This window comes from Paraburkholderia sp. GAS348, from assembly GCF_050434205.1.
Classification (GTDB): domain Bacteria; phylum Pseudomonadota; class Gammaproteobacteria; order Burkholderiales; family Burkholderiaceae; genus Paraburkholderia.
Genome location: NZ_JBNPVT010000006.1, coordinates 39,649 through 58,300, shown reverse-complemented (window position 1 = coordinate 58,300; position 18,652 = coordinate 39,649). Strand labels below are relative to the sequence as shown.

Sequence of the window (18,652 nt, the reverse complement as noted above, 5' to 3'; positions counted from 1 at the left end):
ATGCAATTGGCATACGCATCCGACTTCGGATGAATGGCTGCATTCTAATACACACATGTATTTGAATGTCGGCGTGAATTGGAATTCTTTTCGGTGCTAGACTTGCGCCCATGAAACGGCAACGACTTACACGCGAGCAGAGCAAGGACCAGACGCGCCAGCGTCTGCTTGACGCTGGGCAAGCGATTTTTATGAAGAAAGGCTTTGTCGCCGCGAGTGTCGAAGACATCGCCGGGGCGGCGGGTTATACACGCGGCGCGTTCTATTCGAACTTCCGCAGCAAGAACGAGTTGTTCCTCGAGCTACTGCGTCGCGACCACGAGACCATGCAGGCGGGGTTGCGGGCCATCTTCGAAAACGCGGCGTCGCGCGAAGAGATGGAAGAGCGCGTGCTGCGCTATTACAGCAGCTTGCATCGCGAGAACAAGTGCTTCCTGCTGTGGGTCGAGGCAAAGCTGCTTGCCGTGCGTGACGGCCGCTTCCGGATACGCTTTAACGCGTTCATGCACGAGAAGCTCGAACAGTTGAGCGCGTACATCCGCGAATTTTCGACGCGGGTCGGCACGCCGCTGCTGCTGCCGGCGGAGACGTTGGCGATGGGCTTGATGGGTTTGTGCGACGGCGTGCAGTTCTTCTACACGGTCGACCCGCAGAACGTGCCGGCCGAGATGGCTGAAACGGTGCTGGCGGGATTTTTCGCGCGCGTGGTGTTTGGGCGCGACGCGTAATCGATCAGATAGTGTGGCGAATGCCGGCGAATCAGCTCGCCGGCAACTGCGCGCAGGTGTCTGCAACCGGCGTGGCGCAGACGAAAGAATACTGCCCACTGGCGCGCAGGGCTTCCTCACCGACGTGCAGGACGACCTTGATGTCCGGGCACCGCTCGTAAGCGATGAAGGCCGAACAGGCCGCGGCGGACCAGCAAACCAGTGAAAATGCGATTTTTTCGAAAAGCTGAAAACGATGTGGCATGGCGATTAATTTCCTTTCGGGCGCTATGTTACCAGCGTATAAGGGTTTATACCTAGTTAAATATCCGCAATAAGCCTCGCAATAGTGTCGCGAGCGCCTCAGGAACCTGTCCGGATTGTCATGTTCAGGTCAGGGTTGGGACATGATCGGGTCGATACAATCGAATCGTTGGGCAAATCCGCGCGCGCCTTGTCGTGCGGGTCGACACAGGCGGCAGCGTTGCGCCGGCCCGGCTTTACCGAGGCAGGAGTCGTCCCATGAATCAATTGCAGTCGATGCGCGTATTCGTCAAGGTGGCCGACCTTGGCAGTTTCGTCGGCGCGGCTGGCGCGCTGGATCTTTCCACTGCCGTCGTCACGCGTCACGTCGCGGATCTGGAAGCGCGTCTCGGCACGCGGCTGCTCAATCGCACCACGCGCCGTCTTTCTCTCACCGAATCCGGCACAACCTATCTGGAACGCGTGCGCCACATTCTCGACGACCTTGAAGGCGTCGAGCAGATGGTGGTGGCGCGCAATCACGAACCGGTTGGAACGTTGCGTATCGTCGCGCCAGTGGTGTTCGGCCTGCATAGCCTCGCGCCGGTGGTGCAGTCGTACGCGGCGCGCTATCCGGATGTGATGCCCGACGTCACGCTGGCGGACCGCCACGTCGATCTGGTGGAAGAGGGGTTCGATGTGGGGATCATGGTCGCGCGGCAGATGCGCAGCGCGAGCATCGTCACGCGGCGTCTGACCACCGGTTATATGACAGTCTGCGCGACACCCGCTTATCTTGCGCAGCACGGCACCCCGGTCCGCCCCGAAGATTTGCTGGCGCATCCGTGTCTGAGCCGGCCTGCTGAGCAGGGTGGCGACGAGAAGGTATTCACCGGACCGGACGGCGAAGTGCGGGTAAGGCCCACCAACGCGATTGCGGCGAACAACACCGAGATGTTGCGGCAGTTCGCCCTGCTGGGTATGGGCGTGGCGATTTTGCCGAGCTATCTGATCGGGCGGGATCTGGCGTCCGGGCGCCTTGTGCCGTTGCTCGGCGACTACCGTCTGCCGCGAATCGAAATCACGATTGCTTATCCAAGCCGCCTTCATTTGCCGGCGAAAGTGCGCACCTTTATCGACCACCTGGTTGCGCATTTCCAGCAGACCGATGAGCACGCGCGCGATCCGCGCGCCACGATGCCGCGGCGTGCCGTCGCCGGCTCGCCGGCGTATCCCGATGATCTGCCGGTGTCTGCATTGCCGGGTGACGTGACGCGGCTGAAGCCCCGGACTTCGCGCGCGCGAAGCGTGGTGGCGTCGCCGCTTTGACGGGCGTGCGGCACGCAGGCGCCTCGCGCTTCAAGCGCGCCTTCGAATCGCTTTTGCCGACGCGATGGTGTCGTTAAAACCGCCGAAAGCGAATGGGATATTTATTACGTGCAGGATGCACGGACCTGAGAGAGCGAGCCCAGCTTATTACGTGCAGGAAGCACGGACCTCAGAGAGCGAGCCCAGCGTAAAGACCCGCTTTCCGCTCATGCGCCCAGACCCGGCCCGTAATTGCCGCCGATCAGGCGCGTGACCGACGTCACGTCGGCGTAATCCTGCTCCGGCAAGCCGTCGAGCATCGACAATACTTCGTTGCTCGCGCCGGCTTCGCGCGCCGCGTCGACTAGCGCATCTTTATAAGTCGGGAAACTGACTTCGCGCAGAACGTCGGCGATCTGCAGATCAATCGATTCGCCAGGAATAGCCGATGCGGTCATGCCAGCGCTCCCCAAGGGCTGTTTTCAGGTTTGCAGGTGTTCGTTCTGGCCCGTGAAGCTTCGCTCCAGATGCCGCGACTTGGGCAGCGCAATGTATTGCCATTGTTGCGGACGATTGTCGTCCGTGGCAGCGACGTCCGGCGCCGCAGGGGCGACGGGTGCGGCGTTGGCGCGTTCGGCAAGGCTATTGGCGGTAGTGCTGTCCGTTGCGGTATGAACCGGCGCGGCAAAACACGAGGCTGACAGCGTCACCATGGTCAACAGTGTCGAGGTTTTCATCACCCGACCTCCTCAGCTCATGCGGCGCTAACAGGTGAGCAAGCGCTGCACCGTCCCCGCGTCGAAAGGAGGGCGCAACCTACACGCGGCGTTGCCATATGCGCGCGGCGTGCATCTACCATCTTAGATGTCAAACCGCTGCGGCGCGCGCGTAAAAAAGACAAAACCTCATTGTAGATTTCACATGATGGCAGGAAAAAGGCAACGCAGTCGCGAACGCTCGTGCACCATTTATGTTGCGTTGCAATAAACACCTCGTCTAGCGCAGCACCTCGAACCGCGTCCACGGCCACGACGGCCGGTCGCGCATATAGCCGTTGAGCCAGTTCCACTGCGGATGGCGCTTCATGAACGCCTGGGCGTCGAACGGCCGGCCGCACGGGTGTCCCCAGCGCGCGGTGAACGCCATGGTGCGCGCCATGTCACTGTCGACCACTTTGCCGTCGTTGGCGCCCCAGGGATTGAACGGCCCTTGATCGGAACCGCCGAAGCGCGCGTCGTCCAGTTCCAGATGCCCGCAGATCGTGCGCGAGCATGGGTTGTCGTTGCGGTCGAGATAGACGTCGTGATGGTCGGCGATCATCTCTTTGGCGAGTTCGACGTCGATCTTGCCGTGATGCATTTCTTCGAGCTGCATGAAGCGCAAGCGGCGCGCGCCGTTCTTGCGCACGTCCGTATAGTCTTCGCCTTCGCCGATGCATTCCTGGTTGCGTATCTTCAGATCGGTCGCGGTGTTGTAACCGCTGTAGAAGCCGTTTTTCGTACTCTCGAAACCGGAATAATGCAGCCCGAGTTCGTAGCGCGCGATCTCGCCGGTCTTGGTGTCGCCGAGCAGCCAGCTGTTCGCGTAGCCGCCGTTGTTGGCGACCGCGAACATCTCGCACCATTCGCCGATGTTGTTGGCGTACTGCGACGCGCGCCGCGAGCGATAGAACTCCGGCGCACCCGCGGCGTTGTAGCCGGCAAAGTTGGAGATGGTGGTTTCAGTGACCATCAGGCCGGCTTCGGTGACCCAGAAATCGGTGAGGCTGGAAATGCAGCCCGGCAAGCCCTGCATCAGGATGCGGTTGCCGCGATCCGGCACGATGTCGAACACGACGTTGAACGCATCGCCCGCGGCGTAGCGGTCCCACGAGTTGTGCGCCATGACGATGCGGCCGTCGCGGGTGGCACTGCCGGTGGCGATGAACGCGCTGCAGTGATGGCCGCGGCGCCCGCGCCACGGTTTCAGGCCGAGCTGCGGCTGCTGGGCCGCTGCGTGGCTCGGCCACCAGCTTTGCAGCAGATCCATGTAACCGTTCCAGGCCAGCACTTCGGCGAACGGCAGCTTCGCGCCGTCGGCGATGCCCTGGATTTCGTCGGTGAATTCAGTGTCGAGTTTGTTGGCGAACTGGGATACGGCGGCATCGACGAAGGTATCGAAGTCTTCGCCGGTGTCCCATTTCGCAAGATAGCGGGCGGTGCGGATCGCGTTCTGGATTTCAGTGGCGAGCAACTGGCCATGCTGTTCGCCGCGATCGTACGGTTCGCCTTCGATATGCAGAAAAATCCAGCCCGCCTGGTCGCGGCGTACGGCATCGAGGGACGGTTCGCTCATCTTCGCTCCGATCGAAGGGCGGGCATCTCGGTGCGCCCGTCTTGGCGTAACGCGCGCTGCTCGCAAGCGCGGCAGCGGTTTCCCCATTGTAGAGAATCTGCTGTGCTTTGCACGGGCTGGGAAGGCGGCGCCGCACCGTCCAGCGCGGGCTCGATGAACGGTTCAGCGGTCAAGCGGCACAGTGGCCGAAGGCCCGAATCCGAATGAGTGGTCAGGTGAATTTGATTTGAAATTTTGTGCCGTATGCGCCGGGCAGGTTGCGTACTTCGTCGTCGATGGTTTCCTTCGTCCCGGTGACGAAGTGACGCGAATGGCATGCTGCTCTGCTTCACGCAGCTTGATGACGGATTTCATCGGGCAGTGTTTGAGTTGGATTCCTCACTCAAACGCACCGACTTCGAAATCGTTTTTCTGAAATACTTAAAATCAAACAAGTCTTTAATATTCCAGAAGCACCAGCGTTGCCGCTGGCACTTCTGGCTCGATTGCATGGATTAAAAAATCAGGTTATTGAGGCTGCACGCCAACGATAATCAGCTGTGGCGAGTAATTCGTCTCTTTTGAGTAAAATGTGTAGGAATCTCCGTTCTTTTTGGTGTCGCCACTGATGCAAAATGCAATTTGCTGCTGCCCTGCCTGTTGAGCCTGTTTAACCAGATTGGTTACGTCGATGTCGCGATACTGATTTTTTTCATCCAGGTACAGGCTCGCATAGGATTTATAATTACAATCAGGATGATTGTTCCACGTTACACTGTTTTCATCCCATTCCGTTGACGTTGGGTAAATATAAATCGTCTGCGCTCCACTTGACGTACTTCTTCCGCCGTAGAGATGAACTTTATATTTAAACATAGCGCTTTCTTCTTCGGAATAAGACGTTGGCAGGGGTGGAATTTTATATTTTAATAAAGTTATTTTTTCGGGATTGCCGCTCTCACTGGCGTTAGAGGTATCTCCCTGGACTAATAATTGACCACTTCCTCCAAAATTCCGGTCGCTATCATCTTTGTTGCTTACATAGGTATCGGCAATGGGGTTGACATAGCTATAAGGCATATAGCTTGTGCAATCGTAGTTATTGTTCATGCAGCGTTCGGTCATAAACTTCGCCGCATCTGGTGTCCAGCCATTGATGAAATCACCATGCGCTGTATAAATACTTCCCCATTGATCGATACGCTGGTCGCCGTTCATGATGGGATCCAATGATAATTGAACTTTACCAAGATCCAGAGAAGCTACGCCGGGGAATAAGTAGGCGACATTCATGTTAACCGTGGGAATGTGTTTGGGATAATCAGCCGGACAGGCTCCGCTGGCATCAGCATAAACTGCATTGGGTTTATGAGTCACGCCTGACGGTTTTGCAGCGATAGTCTTACCATCCCAGCAGTTGGGAAACTGAACGGCAATGTCGAGTTGTATTGGTTCACTGGTCGAAGGCGGTAAACAAGTTCGCTCTGCGTTATGGCTATAACCTTTGCCATCATTGCACAGGAAATTAATATAAGGGTTCGGCGAAGTGCCTTTATGATCTCCGGCCAGAAGCTGCAAGCCTGGTGGAAATTGGGTTAACGGGTTTTCAGTGCTGTTTACAGTTTGATAATATGTTTTCTGATATGCGGGGCGCACTACCGTATCATCGGGTAATCTCAGTGAAGGTGCCCAGTAAGCCGATGAATCAGCCAGATCGGTACAGGTGGTGGTTGGCGATTTTTGCAGGCTGGTATAAGTTGATGACGCATCTGTTCCGGTATTGCCAAAAAAATCATGCCACATTGCGTGACCCGGCATTCCGAACATCAAAATGGCGTCATCACCCAGGGTATGGCTATAAGTGCAATTGACGCTGGTTTGATAATTGTCCGCATAAGCAGGAAATGGAACCATGCATATGCTGATGATCGAGGTGGCCAGGCCGCAGATATATCGTTTCGTATTTTTTATGCTTTTCATGAAAATACCCATCTGGTGGATTAATCTAAAATGAAGGTTGGGCGTTCGCCACCGAATGGCCCGAAACCTGCCACTAGAATTCTTCGCATACGCAATCCTTATAACAAAGCACTCAGGATCGTTCCTCCCCTGCCAAGAGGGAGGGCTGGGAAGGGTATTGGCAGACGACACCAATACCCTTTGCATACTCTACTAAATCCCAGCTTCAATGTTCAGATGAATTTGGTTTGAAATTTCGTACGTATGCGCTGAGCATGTTTCAAACTTCGTTGTCGATGGTTTGATTCGCCCAGGTGACGAAGTGATGCCGATGGCATGCCTCTCTGCTTCGCTCAGTTTGATGGGTGCATTTCATCGGGCAGTGTTGGAGTTGGATTCCTACTAAAATGCGCCAACTTCAAAATCGTTCACCCAGAACACTTGACCGAATACCCGAATACCCGAATACCCGAATACCCGAATACCCGAATACCCGAATACCCGAATACCCGAATACCCGAATACCCGAATACCCGAATACCCGAAGCCCGAAGCCCGAAGCCCGAAGCCCGAAGCCCGAAGCCCGAAGCCCGAAGCCCAGCCTAGCGCGTCGGATTCATGCGGAAATACGCATCGAGCAGCGACGTCTTGTAGACGACGCCCGCAAGCTTCGGATCCGCCGCGCTTTCGACTACCGGCAGGCGCTCGCCCTGAAACGCCATGAAGTGCTGCAACGCAACGCCAAGCGGCATGTCCGGCGTGAGCACATCGAAATGCGGCTGCAGATAATCCGCGGCGGTTTTCGCGGCGGTGTCGCGCTTGTCGAGCAGATCGGAGGTGATGTCCTTGAGCGCGACCACACCGAGAAACGCGCCGGACTCGTTGGCGACGTACAGATACTTCACCGGATATTCGAGGAACACGCGCGTCATGTCCTGCACGGTTGCGTTCGGCGGCACGACGGTTTCGGCGGGACGGATCAGCTCGCGCATCTGCGTCGCGCGCAGACGGGTGCGCTCCTGTTCCTCCTGATTGCGGCGCAGCGTGATTTCGTACATCGACGTCTTGCCGATTGCGCGCGATACGAAATAGGCGACCACGCACGACAGCATCAGCGGCAGCACCACCTGATAGCTGAGCGTCATTTCGAAGATCATCAGGATCGCCATTAGCGGCGCCTGGGTGGCACCGGCCAGAAACGCGCCCATGCCGACCATCGCATAAGCGAACGGCGCCGAGGTGCCGTGCGGCCACAACGCGTGCATGCCGAGGCCGAACAGCGAGCCCACCCCCGCCCCGACGAAGAGCGTCGGCGTGAACACCCCGCCGATCGCGCCTGACCCCACCGTCGCCGACGTCGCGACGATCTTGAACACCAGCACGAGGACGAGCGCGGTCCACGTCCACGGCGAATGCAAAATGGAATTGACCACGCTGTAGCCGTTGCCCCACACCTCGGGCGTCCACACGGAAAGAATGCCCACGATCAGACCGCCCAGCGCCAGCCGGATAGGTAGCGGCACGGGCAGCTTGCGAAAGTTCGCTTTCGAGAAGTCCATCAGCCGCAGAAACTGTGGCGCGGCCGCACCGCACAGCAACCCAAGCCCAACGAACAACAGGACTTCGGCACCTGCCACCGGCGGAAACACGGGCATTTCGTACGGCGGTTTGTAGCGGGTGAACTCGCGCATCGTGATGTTGGCGACCACCGCCGAGACCACCACGGGGCCAAAGCTTTCCATCACGATCGAGCCGAGCACGATTTCCGTGACGAAAAACGCGCCCGCAATCGGCGCACTGTATGCAGAGGTAATCCCGGCCGCCGCGCCGCAGGCTACGAGCAGGCGCAGACGCGGCGGGTCGAAATGCACCCAGCGGCCGATCAGCGACGCGGCCAGCGCCGCCAGTTGCACCATCGGCCCTTCGCGGCCGATCGAGCCGCCGCTCGAAATCGTGAATAGCGACGACACGCTGCGCCAGAAGCTCAGCTTGACGGGCACCACGCCGTCGCCGATGGCGACGGCTTCCATGTAGTCGATGTGATTGCACTTGTCGACGTGACGCTGCGCGATCAGCAGAAAGAAGCCGGCGATCAGGCCGCCCGCGGCGGGCAGCCACACACGCACCGTCCACGGCAAGCCGCGCGCCATTTCGACGAAACTGCCGGATTTGCCGACAACCGCCAGTTGCAACAACGCAATGCCTTCGCGAAAGGCAATCGTCGCGAACGCGCCCGCGACGCCGACCACCACCGACCAGACCAGCATCGTATGGGCGTCGGACAGACGGAACAGCGTTTGGGCGCGGGTGCGCAGCTTCAGCAGGAATGAAAGCACGTCGGCAGGAGAGGGCGTGATGGGTGGATGGAATGCGCGTACGGTAACAGCATCGCGCCCGCTGGCGGAAGCGGGCGCGATGCGCAGGGTTCGCGAAGGCGGCCGGCGTGGCTCAAGTCGCCGCCTTATCGAGTTCCGGATAGTGCCGGAAGATGCAGGCCTCGTTATGCGCGATACGCCGGTCGGACTGAAGATAAGCGGCGATGTTCGGCCGCTCCATCACCGCGTCGTGCAACGCCGCGAGGCGCGGATAGTGTTCGCCGAAGCGCTTGAGCGCGCGCGGAAACGCATACAGCAGACCGTCGATCAGCTGGAACATCGACAAGTCGACGTAAGTGAGCGCGTCGCCCACCATGAAGGTGTCGCCGGCCGGATTCTGTTTCAGCACGCGCTCGAAGTACTTCATGAACTTCGGAATCCGGTTGTCGATGAACTCGTGCGCGCGCACTTTGGCGGCGTCTTTCTGGTCTTCGTAATACAGCGCACTGGCGAGCGGGTGATGCGTGTCGTGCGCTTCGGTCACCATATCGGCGATCGTCAGTTGCAGCCCGTTGGCGACGTAGCGCAGATTTTCAACCGATGGCGCGAGATTGAGCTTCGGGCCGAGATAGAACAGGATGTTGGCGGTCTGCGCGATCACCAGATCGCCGTCCTTCAGAAACGGCGGCGCGAACGGTGGATAGGGCTCGTCCCTGCTCTTCATCACCGCCATCATCGCCTTCGTACCCAAGCCGTCCGCCGGCTCGCCGCGCGCTACTTCCACGTAGTCCGCGCCGGCTTCTTCCAGGGCCAGCCGCACGAATTCGCCGCGGCCTTGCAGGCCGTCCCAATAGTAAAGTTCCAGGCTCATCGATCGGTCCTCATTCTGGTTCCATGAACGGGTTGGCGTGAACGGGGTTGCCTGAACGGACAACGTCAGCAGCCAGTATGCCGCGCGTGCGTACCGGATGGTTCTCCTGAACGCACAAAACCCCGCACGCGGCGGGGTTGGTCAGGAGGCGAGGGCGGTTTAGCCGAACAGATGCTGGACGGTCCACGTGATACCCAGTCCGCCGGCGATCAACCACACATACAGGATGAAGCCGGTGGTCAATGCGCGGGGGCCGGCCTGACGGATCTGCGCAATGCGGGTTTCGATACCGAGCGCGGTCATGGCCATGGTGAGCGCGAAGGTGTCGAGCATGTTCAGCGTGCTGGTCGCGCTTTCCGGCAGGACGTGCAGCGAGTTGATCACGACGAAGGCAAGGAAGCCGAGCGCGAACCAGGGAATCGCCAGCTTGCGCGGAGCGTGTTGCTTGCCGTCTTCAGACGTAGCGGCAGCGCTGCGTGCCGAGCGGTTCACCCAGATGCCGACGACCAGCAGCACCGGCACCAGCAGCATCACGCGGGTCATCTTGACGATGGTCGCGATGTGGGTCGCTTCCGGGCTCACGTTGCTGGCCGCGCCGACCACCTGCGCCACTTCATGAATCGTGCCGCCGAAGAACAGGCCCGCGCCAACCGTGTCGAGATGCAGCCAGCCCGCCTTGAACAGCACCGGGTAGAGGAACATCGAGAGCGTGCCGAACAGCACCACGCTGCCCACTGCCATGGCGCTCTTGTGCGGCTTCGATTGCAGCGTCGACTCGAATGCGAGCACGGCAGCCGCACCGCAGATCGCGCTGCCTGCGGCAGTGAGGAGCGCCGTGTCGCGATCGAGCTTCATGATCTTCATCCCGGCCCACGTGCCGATCACCAGCGTGCTGACGACAATCAGCACCGATTCGGCGAGACCGGGCAACCCGACCTGAGCGATTTCCTGCAGGCTGACGCGCAACCCGAAAAACGCCACGGCGATGCGCAAAAGCTTGCGCGCCGAGAAGTTGACGCCGGCTGCCCAGCTTTCCGGCATGCCGTCGCGCAGCGCGTTGCCATAAATGGCGCCCGCCACGATGCCGACGATCAGCGGGCTCAAACCCAGGCCGGCGATGGCCGGGATCGCCGCGATGCGGGTCACGGCAGCGGCAAACAGTGCAACGAAGAGAATGCCGTTGAGCTGGCCGCGGGTGGATGAAGACCCGGCGGGTGCGGCAGAAGCGGTGAGATGAGCGGTGGACATGGCGTAGTGCCTTCCTATAGCTGTCTGAATTCGATAGCCCGAATCCTAAATTAGATATATCGATATGAAAAATCGTGATTTAGAATGTAAAGTATCGGTTGTACGGATACTTTGACCGCCATGACCCCGGACCAACTTATAACGTTTGCCGCCGTTGCCGAACATCGCAACATCAGCCGGGCGGCTGTGGCGCTGCATTTATCGCAGCCGGCCGTGTCCGGACAATTGCGGCAGTTGCAGGACGAGTTCGGCGAGTCGCTGTACCTGCGCGACGGGCGCGGCGTGCGGCTCACGCCCGCCGGCGAGCAGCTCGCCAGCTATGCCACCCGGCTTCGCGATACGTGGCGGCAGGCGCATGCGTATCGCGACGCGTTGCGCGGCCTCGAGCAGGGCACCTTGCGCATCGGCGCAAGCACCACGCCGGCGAGCTATCTGCTGCCGTACCTGATTGCCGACTTTCATCGCCGCTATCCCGAGGTGACACTGCATACCGCCGATGGCAACACCACGGAAATCGTCGGCGCGCTAGGCTCGGTGGATATCGCGATGATCGAAGGCCCGGTCGGCGCGGATCTGCCGCCGGACACCGCGGTGCATGCGTGGCGCGAGGACGAGATCGTCGCGATCATGCCGCGCACGCATCCGCTGGCGCAGGCGGTCGGTGCGGGCAGGGAGAACGGGCAGGGCATCAACGGCGAGCGCGTGGAGCTGACAGCCTTCGGCCCGCATCCACTGGTGTTGCGCGAAGCCGGGTCGGGCGTGCGGCAGATCGTCGAGCGGGCCTTTGCCCGGGCGGGCGTGCCGATGCGCGTGGCGCTGGAGATTGCCGGGGTCGAAGGCGTCAAGGAGGCGGTGCGGGCGGGCATGGGCATCGGTTTCGTCTCGGCGATGTCGATGCGGCATGAGGACGGCGCGCTGTGCCGGTGCTCGCTTGGCCCTGAGGCGCTGACGCGGCGGCTGTCGATTCTGGTGCCTCACGCGAGTGCGCCGTCGCGGGTGGTTGAGCAGTTCCTCGCGCTGTGCCTTGTGGATGGAACCTGATCGAGGTTTCCTGGGGATTTCCACTATGGTGCATGACGCCGCGCTCGGCGCACTATTCGGGCATCGCAAGCGCCTCGGCGCTTTTTTTCGAAACGTGTTTGGAACCGGTTCCAAATGCCGATCCTGAGACAGATTTGAGTAAATTCCACATGACTGACGCAGTGGACGTGGTGATCGTCGCAAGTGCTTTCGGGATGGACGCGGTCCGCAAGGGCGGCCATCTGAAGTGGGCCGGCGCGAGCAAACGGGCCGGTGCGGCGGCGTTCGAAGTGCGCCGCGAACTGTTCGTGGACGAAGCCGATGCGGCGCCGCAGGCTTTGAGCGCGCTTGGCAAATCGATCGCAGAACTGGGCTTGTGGTCGGTGTATTCGACCCCCGCTTCGTTGTATACGTCCGACGGACACGTCGACGCCGATGCGCTGCGTCTCGCGCTCGACGAAGCGACGGCGTTCGGCGCGCGCTTCGTGAAGCTGCAACTCGGCGGATTCGCTTCCGAGGCCGATGGCGCGGCGATTGCCGACCATCTGCGCGGCGCGAACGTGCGGCTCGTCGTCGAAAACGGCCAATTGGCCGAAGGCGGCTCGCTTGCGCAATTCACTGGCCTGTTCGATGCGTTGAAGCGCGAAGGCCACGCCGACGTTCTCGGCATGACTTTCGACATCGGCAACTGGGCATGGTGCGATGTCGCGCCGCTCGATGCCGCTGGGCCGTTGGCTGCACACGTCGAATACATCCATTGCAAGACGGCGGTGGGCGACGGCGCACGACGCTTTCCCGCCGCGCCGGCCGCCGACGACACGCAGTTCGCCGCGGTGCTCGACAAGCTGCCGCGCCACGTGCCGCGCGGCATCGAATTTCCGTTCGATGCGAGCCGGATCGACGCGGACGCGGCGCATTACGTCGCTTGGCTGGCCGCCGCGTAAACGGCGCGTACGCCTTAAAAAAGTACGCAGGAGCGAAGCATGAGCAACACAACCGCAGCACTCGACGTCATCACCTACGGCGAAGCGATGGCCATGTTCGTGGCCGCCGACACCGGCGCGCTCGCCGGTGTCGGGCAATTCACCAAGCGCGTCGCGGGTGCCGATCTGAACGTGGCGATCGGTCTGTCGCGATTGGGTTTCAAGGTGGGTTGGATGAGCCGGGTCGGCAACGATTCGTTCGGCCAGTACGTGCGCGACACGCTGGCGAAAGAAGGCATCGACCAGCGCTGCGTTACCACCGACGAGCGCTACCCGACCGGTTTCCAGTTGAAGTCGAAGAATGACGACGGCAGCGATCCGGCTATCGAGTATTTCCGCAAAGGGTCGGCGGCGAGCCACCTGTCGTTGGCCGACTACGCGGCCGATTACGTGCTGCCCGCGCGTCACTTGCATCTGACAGGCGTGGCCCCGGCGATCTCAGCCAGCTCGCGCGAACTCGCGTTCCATCTGGCGCGTGAAATGCGTGCCGCCGGCAAGACCATTTCGTTCGACCCGAATCTGCGCCCGACGCTGTGGCCCTCGCGCGCCGCGATGGTCGAAGGGCTGAATGCGCTCGCCGCACTGGCCGACTGGGTGCTGCCCGGCATCGGCGAAGGCGAGATTCTGACTGGTTATACGCAGCCGGACGACATTGCAAAGTTTTATCTCGACCACGGCGCGCGCGGCGTGATTGTCAAACTCGGCGCAGAAGGCGCGTACTTCCGCACCGCCGACGATGCCGCCGTGATCGCCGGCCGGCCGGTCGTGAAGGTGGTGGACACGGTCGGCGCGGGCGATGGCTTCGCCGTCGGCGTGGTCAGCGCGCTGCTCGAAGGCAGGACACTGCCGCAAGCGGTTGCGCGCGGCAACCGCATCGGCGCACTGGCGATCCAGGTAATCGGCGATTCGGAAGGCCTGCCGAGCCGCGCCGAACTCGACGCGCTCGAGCTCGCCGATGTGCCGCACGATGCAACCGCGGCTTGAGCGCGGGCGAACCACGCTCAGGGGGCCGCATTCAACGCATTCAAAGCATTCAAAGCATTCAAAGCATTCAAAGCATTCAAAGCATTCAGCCATTCAGCATTAGCTAGTTCGATAACAGCAAGAGCGCTCGAACAGCGCCCCATGACCGCCCATCTTTGCTTCGGGAAGCCGTTAGCAACTATCTTGCATGAGACCAGAGTAAGTACTTTGCACCAACTCTGGTCGACCGCAACTGCATGGGACCAGAGTAAGAGCTTTGCATGGGACCAGAGTAAGCGTTAAAGCGCTAACTCTGGTCGACAGCTAAAGCGCTAACTCTGGTCGACAAAGGAGACTCACATGACCTCATCGCTTGCCATTCGCCGCTGGTGGACGATCATGCCGATCGTATTCATCACGTACAGCCTCGCTTATCTCGACCGTGCGAACTTCGGTTTCGCATCGGCTGCCGGCATCAATCAGGATCTCGGCATCAGCAAGGGGCTGTCGTCGTTGATCGGCGCATTGTTCTTTCTCGGCTATTTCTTCTTCCAGATTCCTGGCGCGATTTACGCGGAACGCCGCAGCGTGAAAAAGCTCGTGTTCTGGAGCCTGATCCTGTGGGGCGGTTGCGCGGCGCTGACCGGCATGGTCAGCAATATTCCCTCGCTGATGGTGATCCGCTTCGTGCTCGGCGTCGTCGAAGCCGCGGTGATGCCGGCGATGCTGATTTTTATCAGCAACTGGTTCACGAAGAGCGAGCGCTCGCGGGCCAACACCTTCCTGATTCTCGGCAATCCCGTGACGGTGCTGTGGATGTCGGTGGTATCCGGCTATCTGGTGCATTCGTTCGGCTGGCGTCACATGTTCATCGCCGAAGGCGCACCCGCGATTCTCTGGGCCGTGTGCTGGTGGTTCATCGTGCAGGACAAGCCGCAGCAGGTCTCGTGGCTCACCCAGCAGCAAAAGGACCAGCTCGCCGAAACCTTGCGCGCCGAACAGGCCGCGATCAAGCCGGTGCGCAACTACAGCGAAGCGTTCCGCACGCCTGCGGTCATCAAGTTGTGCGCGCAGTATTTTTGCTGGAGCATCGGCGTGTATGGTTTCGTGCTGTGGCTGCCGTCGATCCTGAAGAATGGTTCGACGCTCGGCATGGTCGAAACCGGCTGGCTCTCGGCGCTGCCGTATCTGGCCGCAACGATCGCCATGCTGGCGGCTTCGTGGGCATCGGATAAACTCAACCGCCGCAAAGTGTTCGTGTGGCCGTTCCTGCTGGTCGGCGCGATCGCGTTCGCCGCGTCGTACGCGATCGGCTCCACGCACTTCTGGATTTCGTATGCGCTGCTGGTGATCGCCGGCGGTGCGATGTATGCGCCGTATGGGCCGTTCTTCGCGATCGTGCCGGAACTGCTGCCGAAGAACGTTGCGGGCGGCGCGATGGCGCTGATCAACAGCATGGGGGCGCTCGGATCGTTCGTCGGCTCGTACGTGGTCGGCTATCTGAATGGCGCGACCGGTTCGCCCGCGGCATCCTATGCGTTCATGAGCGTGGCCCTCGTCGCCGCGGTGATTCTGACGCTGATCGTCAAGCCGCAGCCACAAGCAGAGCCGCTGAGCAAGGGCGCCAAGCTCGCTACACCGTTGCAAGGAAAATAAGTTGATGAAGAAGATCGTCGCCTGGAAGTCATTGCCCGAGGACGTGCTCGCGTATCTGCAACAGCGTGCAGAAGTCGTGCAGGTCGACCCCGCGCAGCACGACGCGTTTGTTGCCGCGCTGAAAGACGCGGACGGCGGTATCGGTTCGAGCGTGAAAATCACGCCAGCGATGCTCGAAGGCGCGAGCCGGCTGAAGGCGCTGTCGACCATCTCGGTGGGCTTCGACCAGTTCGATGTCGCCGATCTCACGCGCCGCGGCATTGTGCTCGCGCACACGCCGGACGTGCTGACCGAATCCACGGCGGATACGGTGTTCTCGCTAATCCTCACTTCGGCGCGGCGAGTGGTCGAACTCGCGGAGTGGGTGAAGGCGGGCGAGTGGAAGCACAGCATCGGACCCGCGCATTTTGGGGTCGACGTGCAGGGCAAGACGCTTGGCATCGTCGGACTGGGACGGATCGGCGGCGCGGTCGCGCGGCGCGCGGCGCTGGGCTTCAACATGAAGGTGCTGTATACGAACCGCAGTGCGAACGCGCAGGCAGAACAGGTTTACGGTGCGCGCCGCGTCGAATTGGCGGAGCTGCTGGCCATCTCCGACTTCGTCTGTCTGCAGGTGCCGCTCACGCCCGAGACGAAGCACATGATCGGCGCGGCCGAACTCAAGTCGATGAAGCAGAGCGCGATCCTGATCAACGCATCGCGCGGCGCCACGGTCGATGAACAGGCGCTGATCGAAGCACTGCAAAACGGCACGATTCACGGCGCGGGTCTGGACGTGTTCGAGACCGAACCGCTGCCGGCCGATTCGCCGCTGCTGAAAATGGCGAATGTGGTCGCGCTGCCGCATATCGGTTCGGCGACGCACGAGACGCGCCATGCGATGGCGCGCAATGCGGCGGAAAACCTTGTAGCCGCGCTCGAGGGTACGCTCGCGATCAACATCGTCAATCGCGAAGTGTTGAAGAAATGAGCACGACGCCGCCTGCCGCCGCACGCCGCGCGACGATCACCGACGTCGCGCGCGAAGCCGGCACGGGCAAGACCAGCATCTCGCGCTACCTGAATGGCGAGATGAGCGTGCTGTCGCCGGAATTGCGCGCGCGCATCGAGGCGGCCATCGAGCGTCTCGACTATCAGCCGAACCAGATGGCGCGCGGCCTCAAGCGTGGCCGCAATCGCCTGATCGGCATGCTGCTCGCCGACCTGACGAACCCATATTCCGTCGAAGTGCTGCAAGGCGTGGAAGCCGCTTGCCACGCGCTCGGGTTGATGCCGCTGATCTGCCACGCGGCCAACGAAGTCGAAATGGAGCGGCGCTATCTGCAACTGCTCACCACGTATCGCGTGGAAGGCGTGATCGTCAACGCGCTCGGCGTGCGCGAGGAAACACTGCGGCCGGTGGGCGGCGGGGGAATTCCGGCGGTGCTGGTCGACCGTTCGGTGGAAGGGCTGGTCGCCGACATGGTTGGGCTGGACAACCGGGCGGCCGCTGAGCTTGGCACGCGGCATCTGCTCGACAACGGTTTCGACGATATCTGGTTTGTCGTGCAGCCCTTCGAGCAAATCAGCTCGCGGCAACTGCGCGAGGCGGCGTTTCGCGAGGTGATGAGCGGCGAGGGCGGTAAGGGACGTGAGGGCGGACCTGGCGGTAAGGGCGAAGGCAGCAGGACGGGCGGCAAGGGAAACGGCGACAAGCGTGGCGCGCGGGGGCATACGCTGGTGCTGAACCTCGCGGAGCCGGCGGCGGTCGAACGTGCCCTCGCTGAACTGGATCGCGCAATTGATGCGGTTGGCGGTCCGGGCGGGGCCGTGTCCAGCGCGGCAGATAACGCCGCACGCAGCGCCACAGATAACGCCACAGATAACGCCACCGTTACAGCCGCAGTTCGCGCCATCGGCAAACCCAGCCGCATCGCCTTGTTCGCGGCCAACGCGCCGGTCGCGCTGTGCCTCGCCCTCCATCTGAAAGCGCGCTATGGCGTGGATTGGCAGGCGCGCGTCGCGCTGCTGTCGATCGACGATCCCGAATGGGCCGAATTGACCGGCGTCACTACGATCCGCCAGCCGACCTACGAGATCGGCTACCGTGCGGTCGAGTTCCTCCATGAGCGCATCGAAGGGGTGCAAACCACCGCGCGCGACTGCCTCCTGCCAGGCGAATTGATCATCCGTGCGTCAACTTCGCGCTGATCTGCGATCATTCGGGCTGCGGCGCGCAGCGGGTGCGCGCCGGTCATCGCAAGGAAACTCATGGTTGTTGCACCGCTTACCCTCTCGAGCCTCGCCGTCGCGACGCTGCTGGTCGCCGCTTTACCGTTCCTGATTTACCGCCGTCTGCGCCGGCCGCTCGCGCTCAACCCCCGCGACGCCATTACCGGCATCGCCGTGTTCGCGCTGTTCGCGATGGTGATCGAGCGCGCGCTGAATGACTACGTGCTGCACCGGAACGAAGCGACCGCCACCCTCCTGGCCAATCCGCTGGCCTTCGTGGTGTACGGCGCGCTGGCCGCGGGTATCTGCGAGGAAGTGGGGCGTTTCATCGGAATGCGCCTGCTGCTCAAGCGCGCGGCAGCGAAGTCCGCGTCCGCTGCGAGCACGGGTGACGGCACGGCGCTCACCTATGGCCTCGGTCACGGCGGCGCTGAGGCCTGGCTGGTCGGCGTGCTGGTGCAGATTCAATGGATCCTGTTTGCCGTCTTCGAGAACCGCGGCGAACTGGACGGCTACCTGAGCAATCTGCCGACCGACTCGGTAATGCGCATCCACTTGATCCTCGCAAGCCTGACGCCGCAGACGGCCGGCATTTTCGCGCTCGAACGGGTGGCCGCACTGGTGTTCCAGATCGGCTTGTCGGTATTGATGTGGCGTGGCGTGCGGGCGGGCTGGCGCGGCATCCTGCCGCTCGCGATTGTGTTGCATGCGCTGGTCGACGTGCCGGCTGCGCTGTTCCAGGCGCAACTCGTGCCGCTCGCCGCAGTGGACGGCGTGTATGCGCTGGGGGCGGTGATTGTCGCGGGCTTGCTGTTCAGAACGTTCCGTCGCCCGGCGGTTGCCGCATGAGCCGCT

The 18,652-nt window shown here is 61.3% G+C and carries 17 protein-coding genes; 10 read left to right on the top strand and 7 right to left on the bottom strand.

Going from position 1 to position 18,652, the window contains the following annotated elements; all coding sequences use genetic code 11:
- Window positions 1–110: 110 nt before the first annotated feature.
- The 3 genes from P3T22_RS12665 to P3T22_RS12655 all read left to right on the top strand — a co-directional run bounded on the left by P3T22_RS12665 (window position 111) and on the right by P3T22_RS12655 (window position 2,279).
- Window positions 111–728 carry a TetR/AcrR family transcriptional regulator gene (locus tag P3T22_RS12665; protein WP_063495903.1) on the top strand — a complete coding sequence of 206 codons (618 nt, stop codon included), beginning with the start codon at window positions 111–113 and terminating at the stop codon, window positions 726–728.
- Between the two features lie 30 nt (window positions 729–758).
- Complete coding sequence (locus P3T22_RS12660; RefSeq protein WP_420488475.1) at window positions 759–869, top strand: hypothetical protein; 111 nt, start codon at window positions 759–761, stop codon at window positions 867–869.
- Window positions 870–1,229: 360 nt separating this feature from the next.
- Window positions 1,230–2,279 carry a LysR family transcriptional regulator gene (locus P3T22_RS12655; protein ID WP_063495905.1) on the top strand — a complete coding sequence of 350 codons (1,050 nt, stop codon included), beginning with the start codon at window positions 1,230–1,232 and terminating at the stop codon, window positions 2,277–2,279.
- A 206-nt stretch (window positions 2,280–2,485) separates the two neighbouring features.
- Here the strand turns inward: P3T22_RS12655 and P3T22_RS12650 are convergent, their stop codons facing one another.
- The 7 genes from P3T22_RS12650 to P3T22_RS12620 all read right to left on the bottom strand — a co-directional run bounded on the left by P3T22_RS12650 (window position 2,486) and on the right by P3T22_RS12620 (window position 10,964).
- A complete protein-coding gene (locus P3T22_RS12650; protein WP_063495906.1) occupies window positions 2,486–2,716 on the bottom strand; it encodes a DUF2795 domain-containing protein in 231 nt (76 codons plus the stop codon).
- Window positions 2,717–2,740: 24 nt separating this feature from the next.
- Window positions 2,741–2,995, bottom strand: a complete 255-nt coding sequence (locus P3T22_RS12645; protein ID WP_063495907.1) for a hypothetical protein — start codon at window positions 2,993–2,995, stop codon at window positions 2,741–2,743.
- Window positions 2,996–3,254: 259 nt separating this feature from the next.
- Complete coding sequence (locus tag P3T22_RS12640) at window positions 3,255–4,592, bottom strand: C45 family autoproteolytic acyltransferase/hydolase (protein ID WP_063495908.1); 1,338 nt, start codon at window positions 4,590–4,592, stop codon at window positions 3,255–3,257.
- Between the two features lie 507 nt (window positions 4,593–5,099).
- Window positions 5,100–6,551 carry a DUF7594 domain-containing protein gene (locus tag P3T22_RS12635; RefSeq protein WP_429325130.1) on the bottom strand — a complete coding sequence of 484 codons (1,452 nt, stop codon included), beginning with the start codon at window positions 6,549–6,551 and terminating at the stop codon, window positions 5,100–5,102.
- A gap of 581 nt (window positions 6,552–7,132) precedes the next feature.
- On the bottom strand, window positions 7,133–8,866 hold the full coding sequence (locus tag P3T22_RS12630) for a ClcB-like voltage-gated chloride channel protein (protein ID WP_063495909.1): 1,734 nt from the start codon (window positions 8,864–8,866) through the stop codon (window positions 7,133–7,135).
- A 112-nt stretch (window positions 8,867–8,978) separates the two neighbouring features.
- On the bottom strand, window positions 8,979–9,716 hold the full coding sequence (locus P3T22_RS12625; RefSeq protein ID WP_429325129.1) for a glutathione S-transferase: 738 nt from the start codon (window positions 9,714–9,716) through the stop codon (window positions 8,979–8,981).
- 159 nt (window positions 9,717–9,875) lie between these two features.
- Window positions 9,876–10,964, bottom strand: a complete 1,089-nt coding sequence (locus P3T22_RS12620; protein WP_429325128.1) for a YeiH family protein — start codon at window positions 10,962–10,964, stop codon at window positions 9,876–9,878.
- 120 nt (window positions 10,965–11,084) lie between these two features.
- Between P3T22_RS12620 and P3T22_RS12615 the strand changes: the two genes are divergently transcribed.
- The 7 genes from P3T22_RS12615 (at window position 11,085) to P3T22_RS12585 (ending at window position 18,646) form a co-directional block, all read left to right on the top strand.
- Window positions 11,085–12,005, top strand: coding sequence for a LysR family transcriptional regulator (locus P3T22_RS12615; RefSeq protein ID WP_429325127.1), 921 nt, complete (start codon window positions 11,085–11,087; stop codon window positions 12,003–12,005).
- 149 nt (window positions 12,006–12,154) lie between these two features.
- A complete protein-coding gene (locus P3T22_RS12610; RefSeq protein WP_429325126.1) occupies window positions 12,155–12,928 on the top strand; it encodes a sugar phosphate isomerase/epimerase family protein in 774 nt (257 codons plus the stop codon).
- A 39-nt stretch (window positions 12,929–12,967) separates the two neighbouring features.
- Window positions 12,968–13,951 (top strand): sugar kinase, encoded by a 984-nt coding sequence (locus P3T22_RS12605; RefSeq protein WP_429325125.1) that lies wholly within the window; start codon window positions 12,968–12,970, stop codon window positions 13,949–13,951.
- 339 nt (window positions 13,952–14,290) lie between these two features.
- Complete coding sequence (locus P3T22_RS12600) at window positions 14,291–15,586, top strand: MFS transporter (RefSeq protein WP_063495914.1); 1,296 nt, start codon at window positions 14,291–14,293, stop codon at window positions 15,584–15,586.
- A gap of 4 nt (window positions 15,587–15,590) precedes the next feature.
- On the top strand, window positions 15,591–16,556 hold the full coding sequence (locus P3T22_RS12595) for a 2-hydroxyacid dehydrogenase (RefSeq protein WP_063497925.1): 966 nt from the start codon (window positions 15,591–15,593) through the stop codon (window positions 16,554–16,556).
- The gene (locus tag P3T22_RS12590) at window positions 16,553–17,776 is read left to right on the top strand and encodes a LacI family DNA-binding transcriptional regulator (RefSeq protein WP_429325124.1); all 1,224 of its coding nucleotides are present in this window, start codon (window positions 16,553–16,555) and stop codon (window positions 17,774–17,776) included. Before P3T22_RS12595 ends, P3T22_RS12590 begins: the two co-directional genes overlap by 4 nt.
- A gap of 60 nt (window positions 17,777–17,836) precedes the next feature.
- Complete coding sequence (locus tag P3T22_RS12585) at window positions 17,837–18,646, top strand: YhfC family intramembrane metalloprotease (RefSeq protein WP_063495916.1); 810 nt, start codon at window positions 17,837–17,839, stop codon at window positions 18,644–18,646.
- The last annotated feature ends 6 nt before the right edge of the window (window positions 18,647–18,652 follow it).

Bases quoted from the DNA above. Each gene is read 5' to 3' on its own strand.
- P3T22_RS12665 (WP_063495903.1), top strand. From the start codon at position 111: ATGAAACGGCAACGACTTACACGCGAGCAGAGCAAGGACCAGACGCGC.
- P3T22_RS12655 (WP_063495905.1), top strand. From the start codon at position 1,230: ATGAATCAATTGCAGTCGATGCGCGTATTCGTCAAGGTGGCCGACCTT.
- P3T22_RS12650 (WP_063495906.1), bottom strand. From the start codon at position 2,716: ATGACCGCATCGGCTATTCCTGGCGAATCGATTGATCTGCAGATCGCC.
- P3T22_RS12645 (WP_063495907.1), bottom strand. From the start codon at position 2,995: ATGAAAACCTCGACACTGTTGACCATGGTGACGCTGTCAGCCTCGTGT.
- P3T22_RS12640 (WP_063495908.1), bottom strand. From the start codon at position 4,592: ATGAGCGAACCGTCCCTCGATGCCGTACGCCGCGACCAGGCGGGCTGG.
- P3T22_RS12635 (WP_429325130.1), bottom strand. From the start codon at position 6,551: ATGAAAAGCATAAAAAATACGAAACGATATATCTGCGGCCTGGCCACC.
- P3T22_RS12625 (WP_429325129.1), bottom strand. From the start codon at position 9,716: ATGAGCCTGGAACTTTACTATTGGGACGGCCTGCAAGGCCGCGGCGAA.
- P3T22_RS12620 (WP_429325128.1), bottom strand. From the start codon at position 10,964: ATGTCCACCGCTCATCTCACCGCTTCTGCCGCACCCGCCGGGTCTTCA.
- P3T22_RS12615 (WP_429325127.1), top strand. From the start codon at position 11,085: ATGACCCCGGACCAACTTATAACGTTTGCCGCCGTTGCCGAACATCGC.
- P3T22_RS12610 (WP_429325126.1), top strand. From the start codon at position 12,155: ATGACTGACGCAGTGGACGTGGTGATCGTCGCAAGTGCTTTCGGGATG.
- P3T22_RS12605 (WP_429325125.1), top strand. From the start codon at position 12,968: ATGAGCAACACAACCGCAGCACTCGACGTCATCACCTACGGCGAAGCG.
- P3T22_RS12600 (WP_063495914.1), top strand. From the start codon at position 14,291: ATGACCTCATCGCTTGCCATTCGCCGCTGGTGGACGATCATGCCGATC.
- P3T22_RS12595 (WP_063497925.1), top strand. From the start codon at position 15,591: ATGAAGAAGATCGTCGCCTGGAAGTCATTGCCCGAGGACGTGCTCGCG.
- P3T22_RS12590 (WP_429325124.1), top strand. From the start codon at position 16,553: ATGAGCACGACGCCGCCTGCCGCCGCACGCCGCGCGACGATCACCGAC.
- P3T22_RS12585 (WP_063495916.1), top strand. From the start codon at position 17,837: ATGGTTGTTGCACCGCTTACCCTCTCGAGCCTCGCCGTCGCGACGCTG.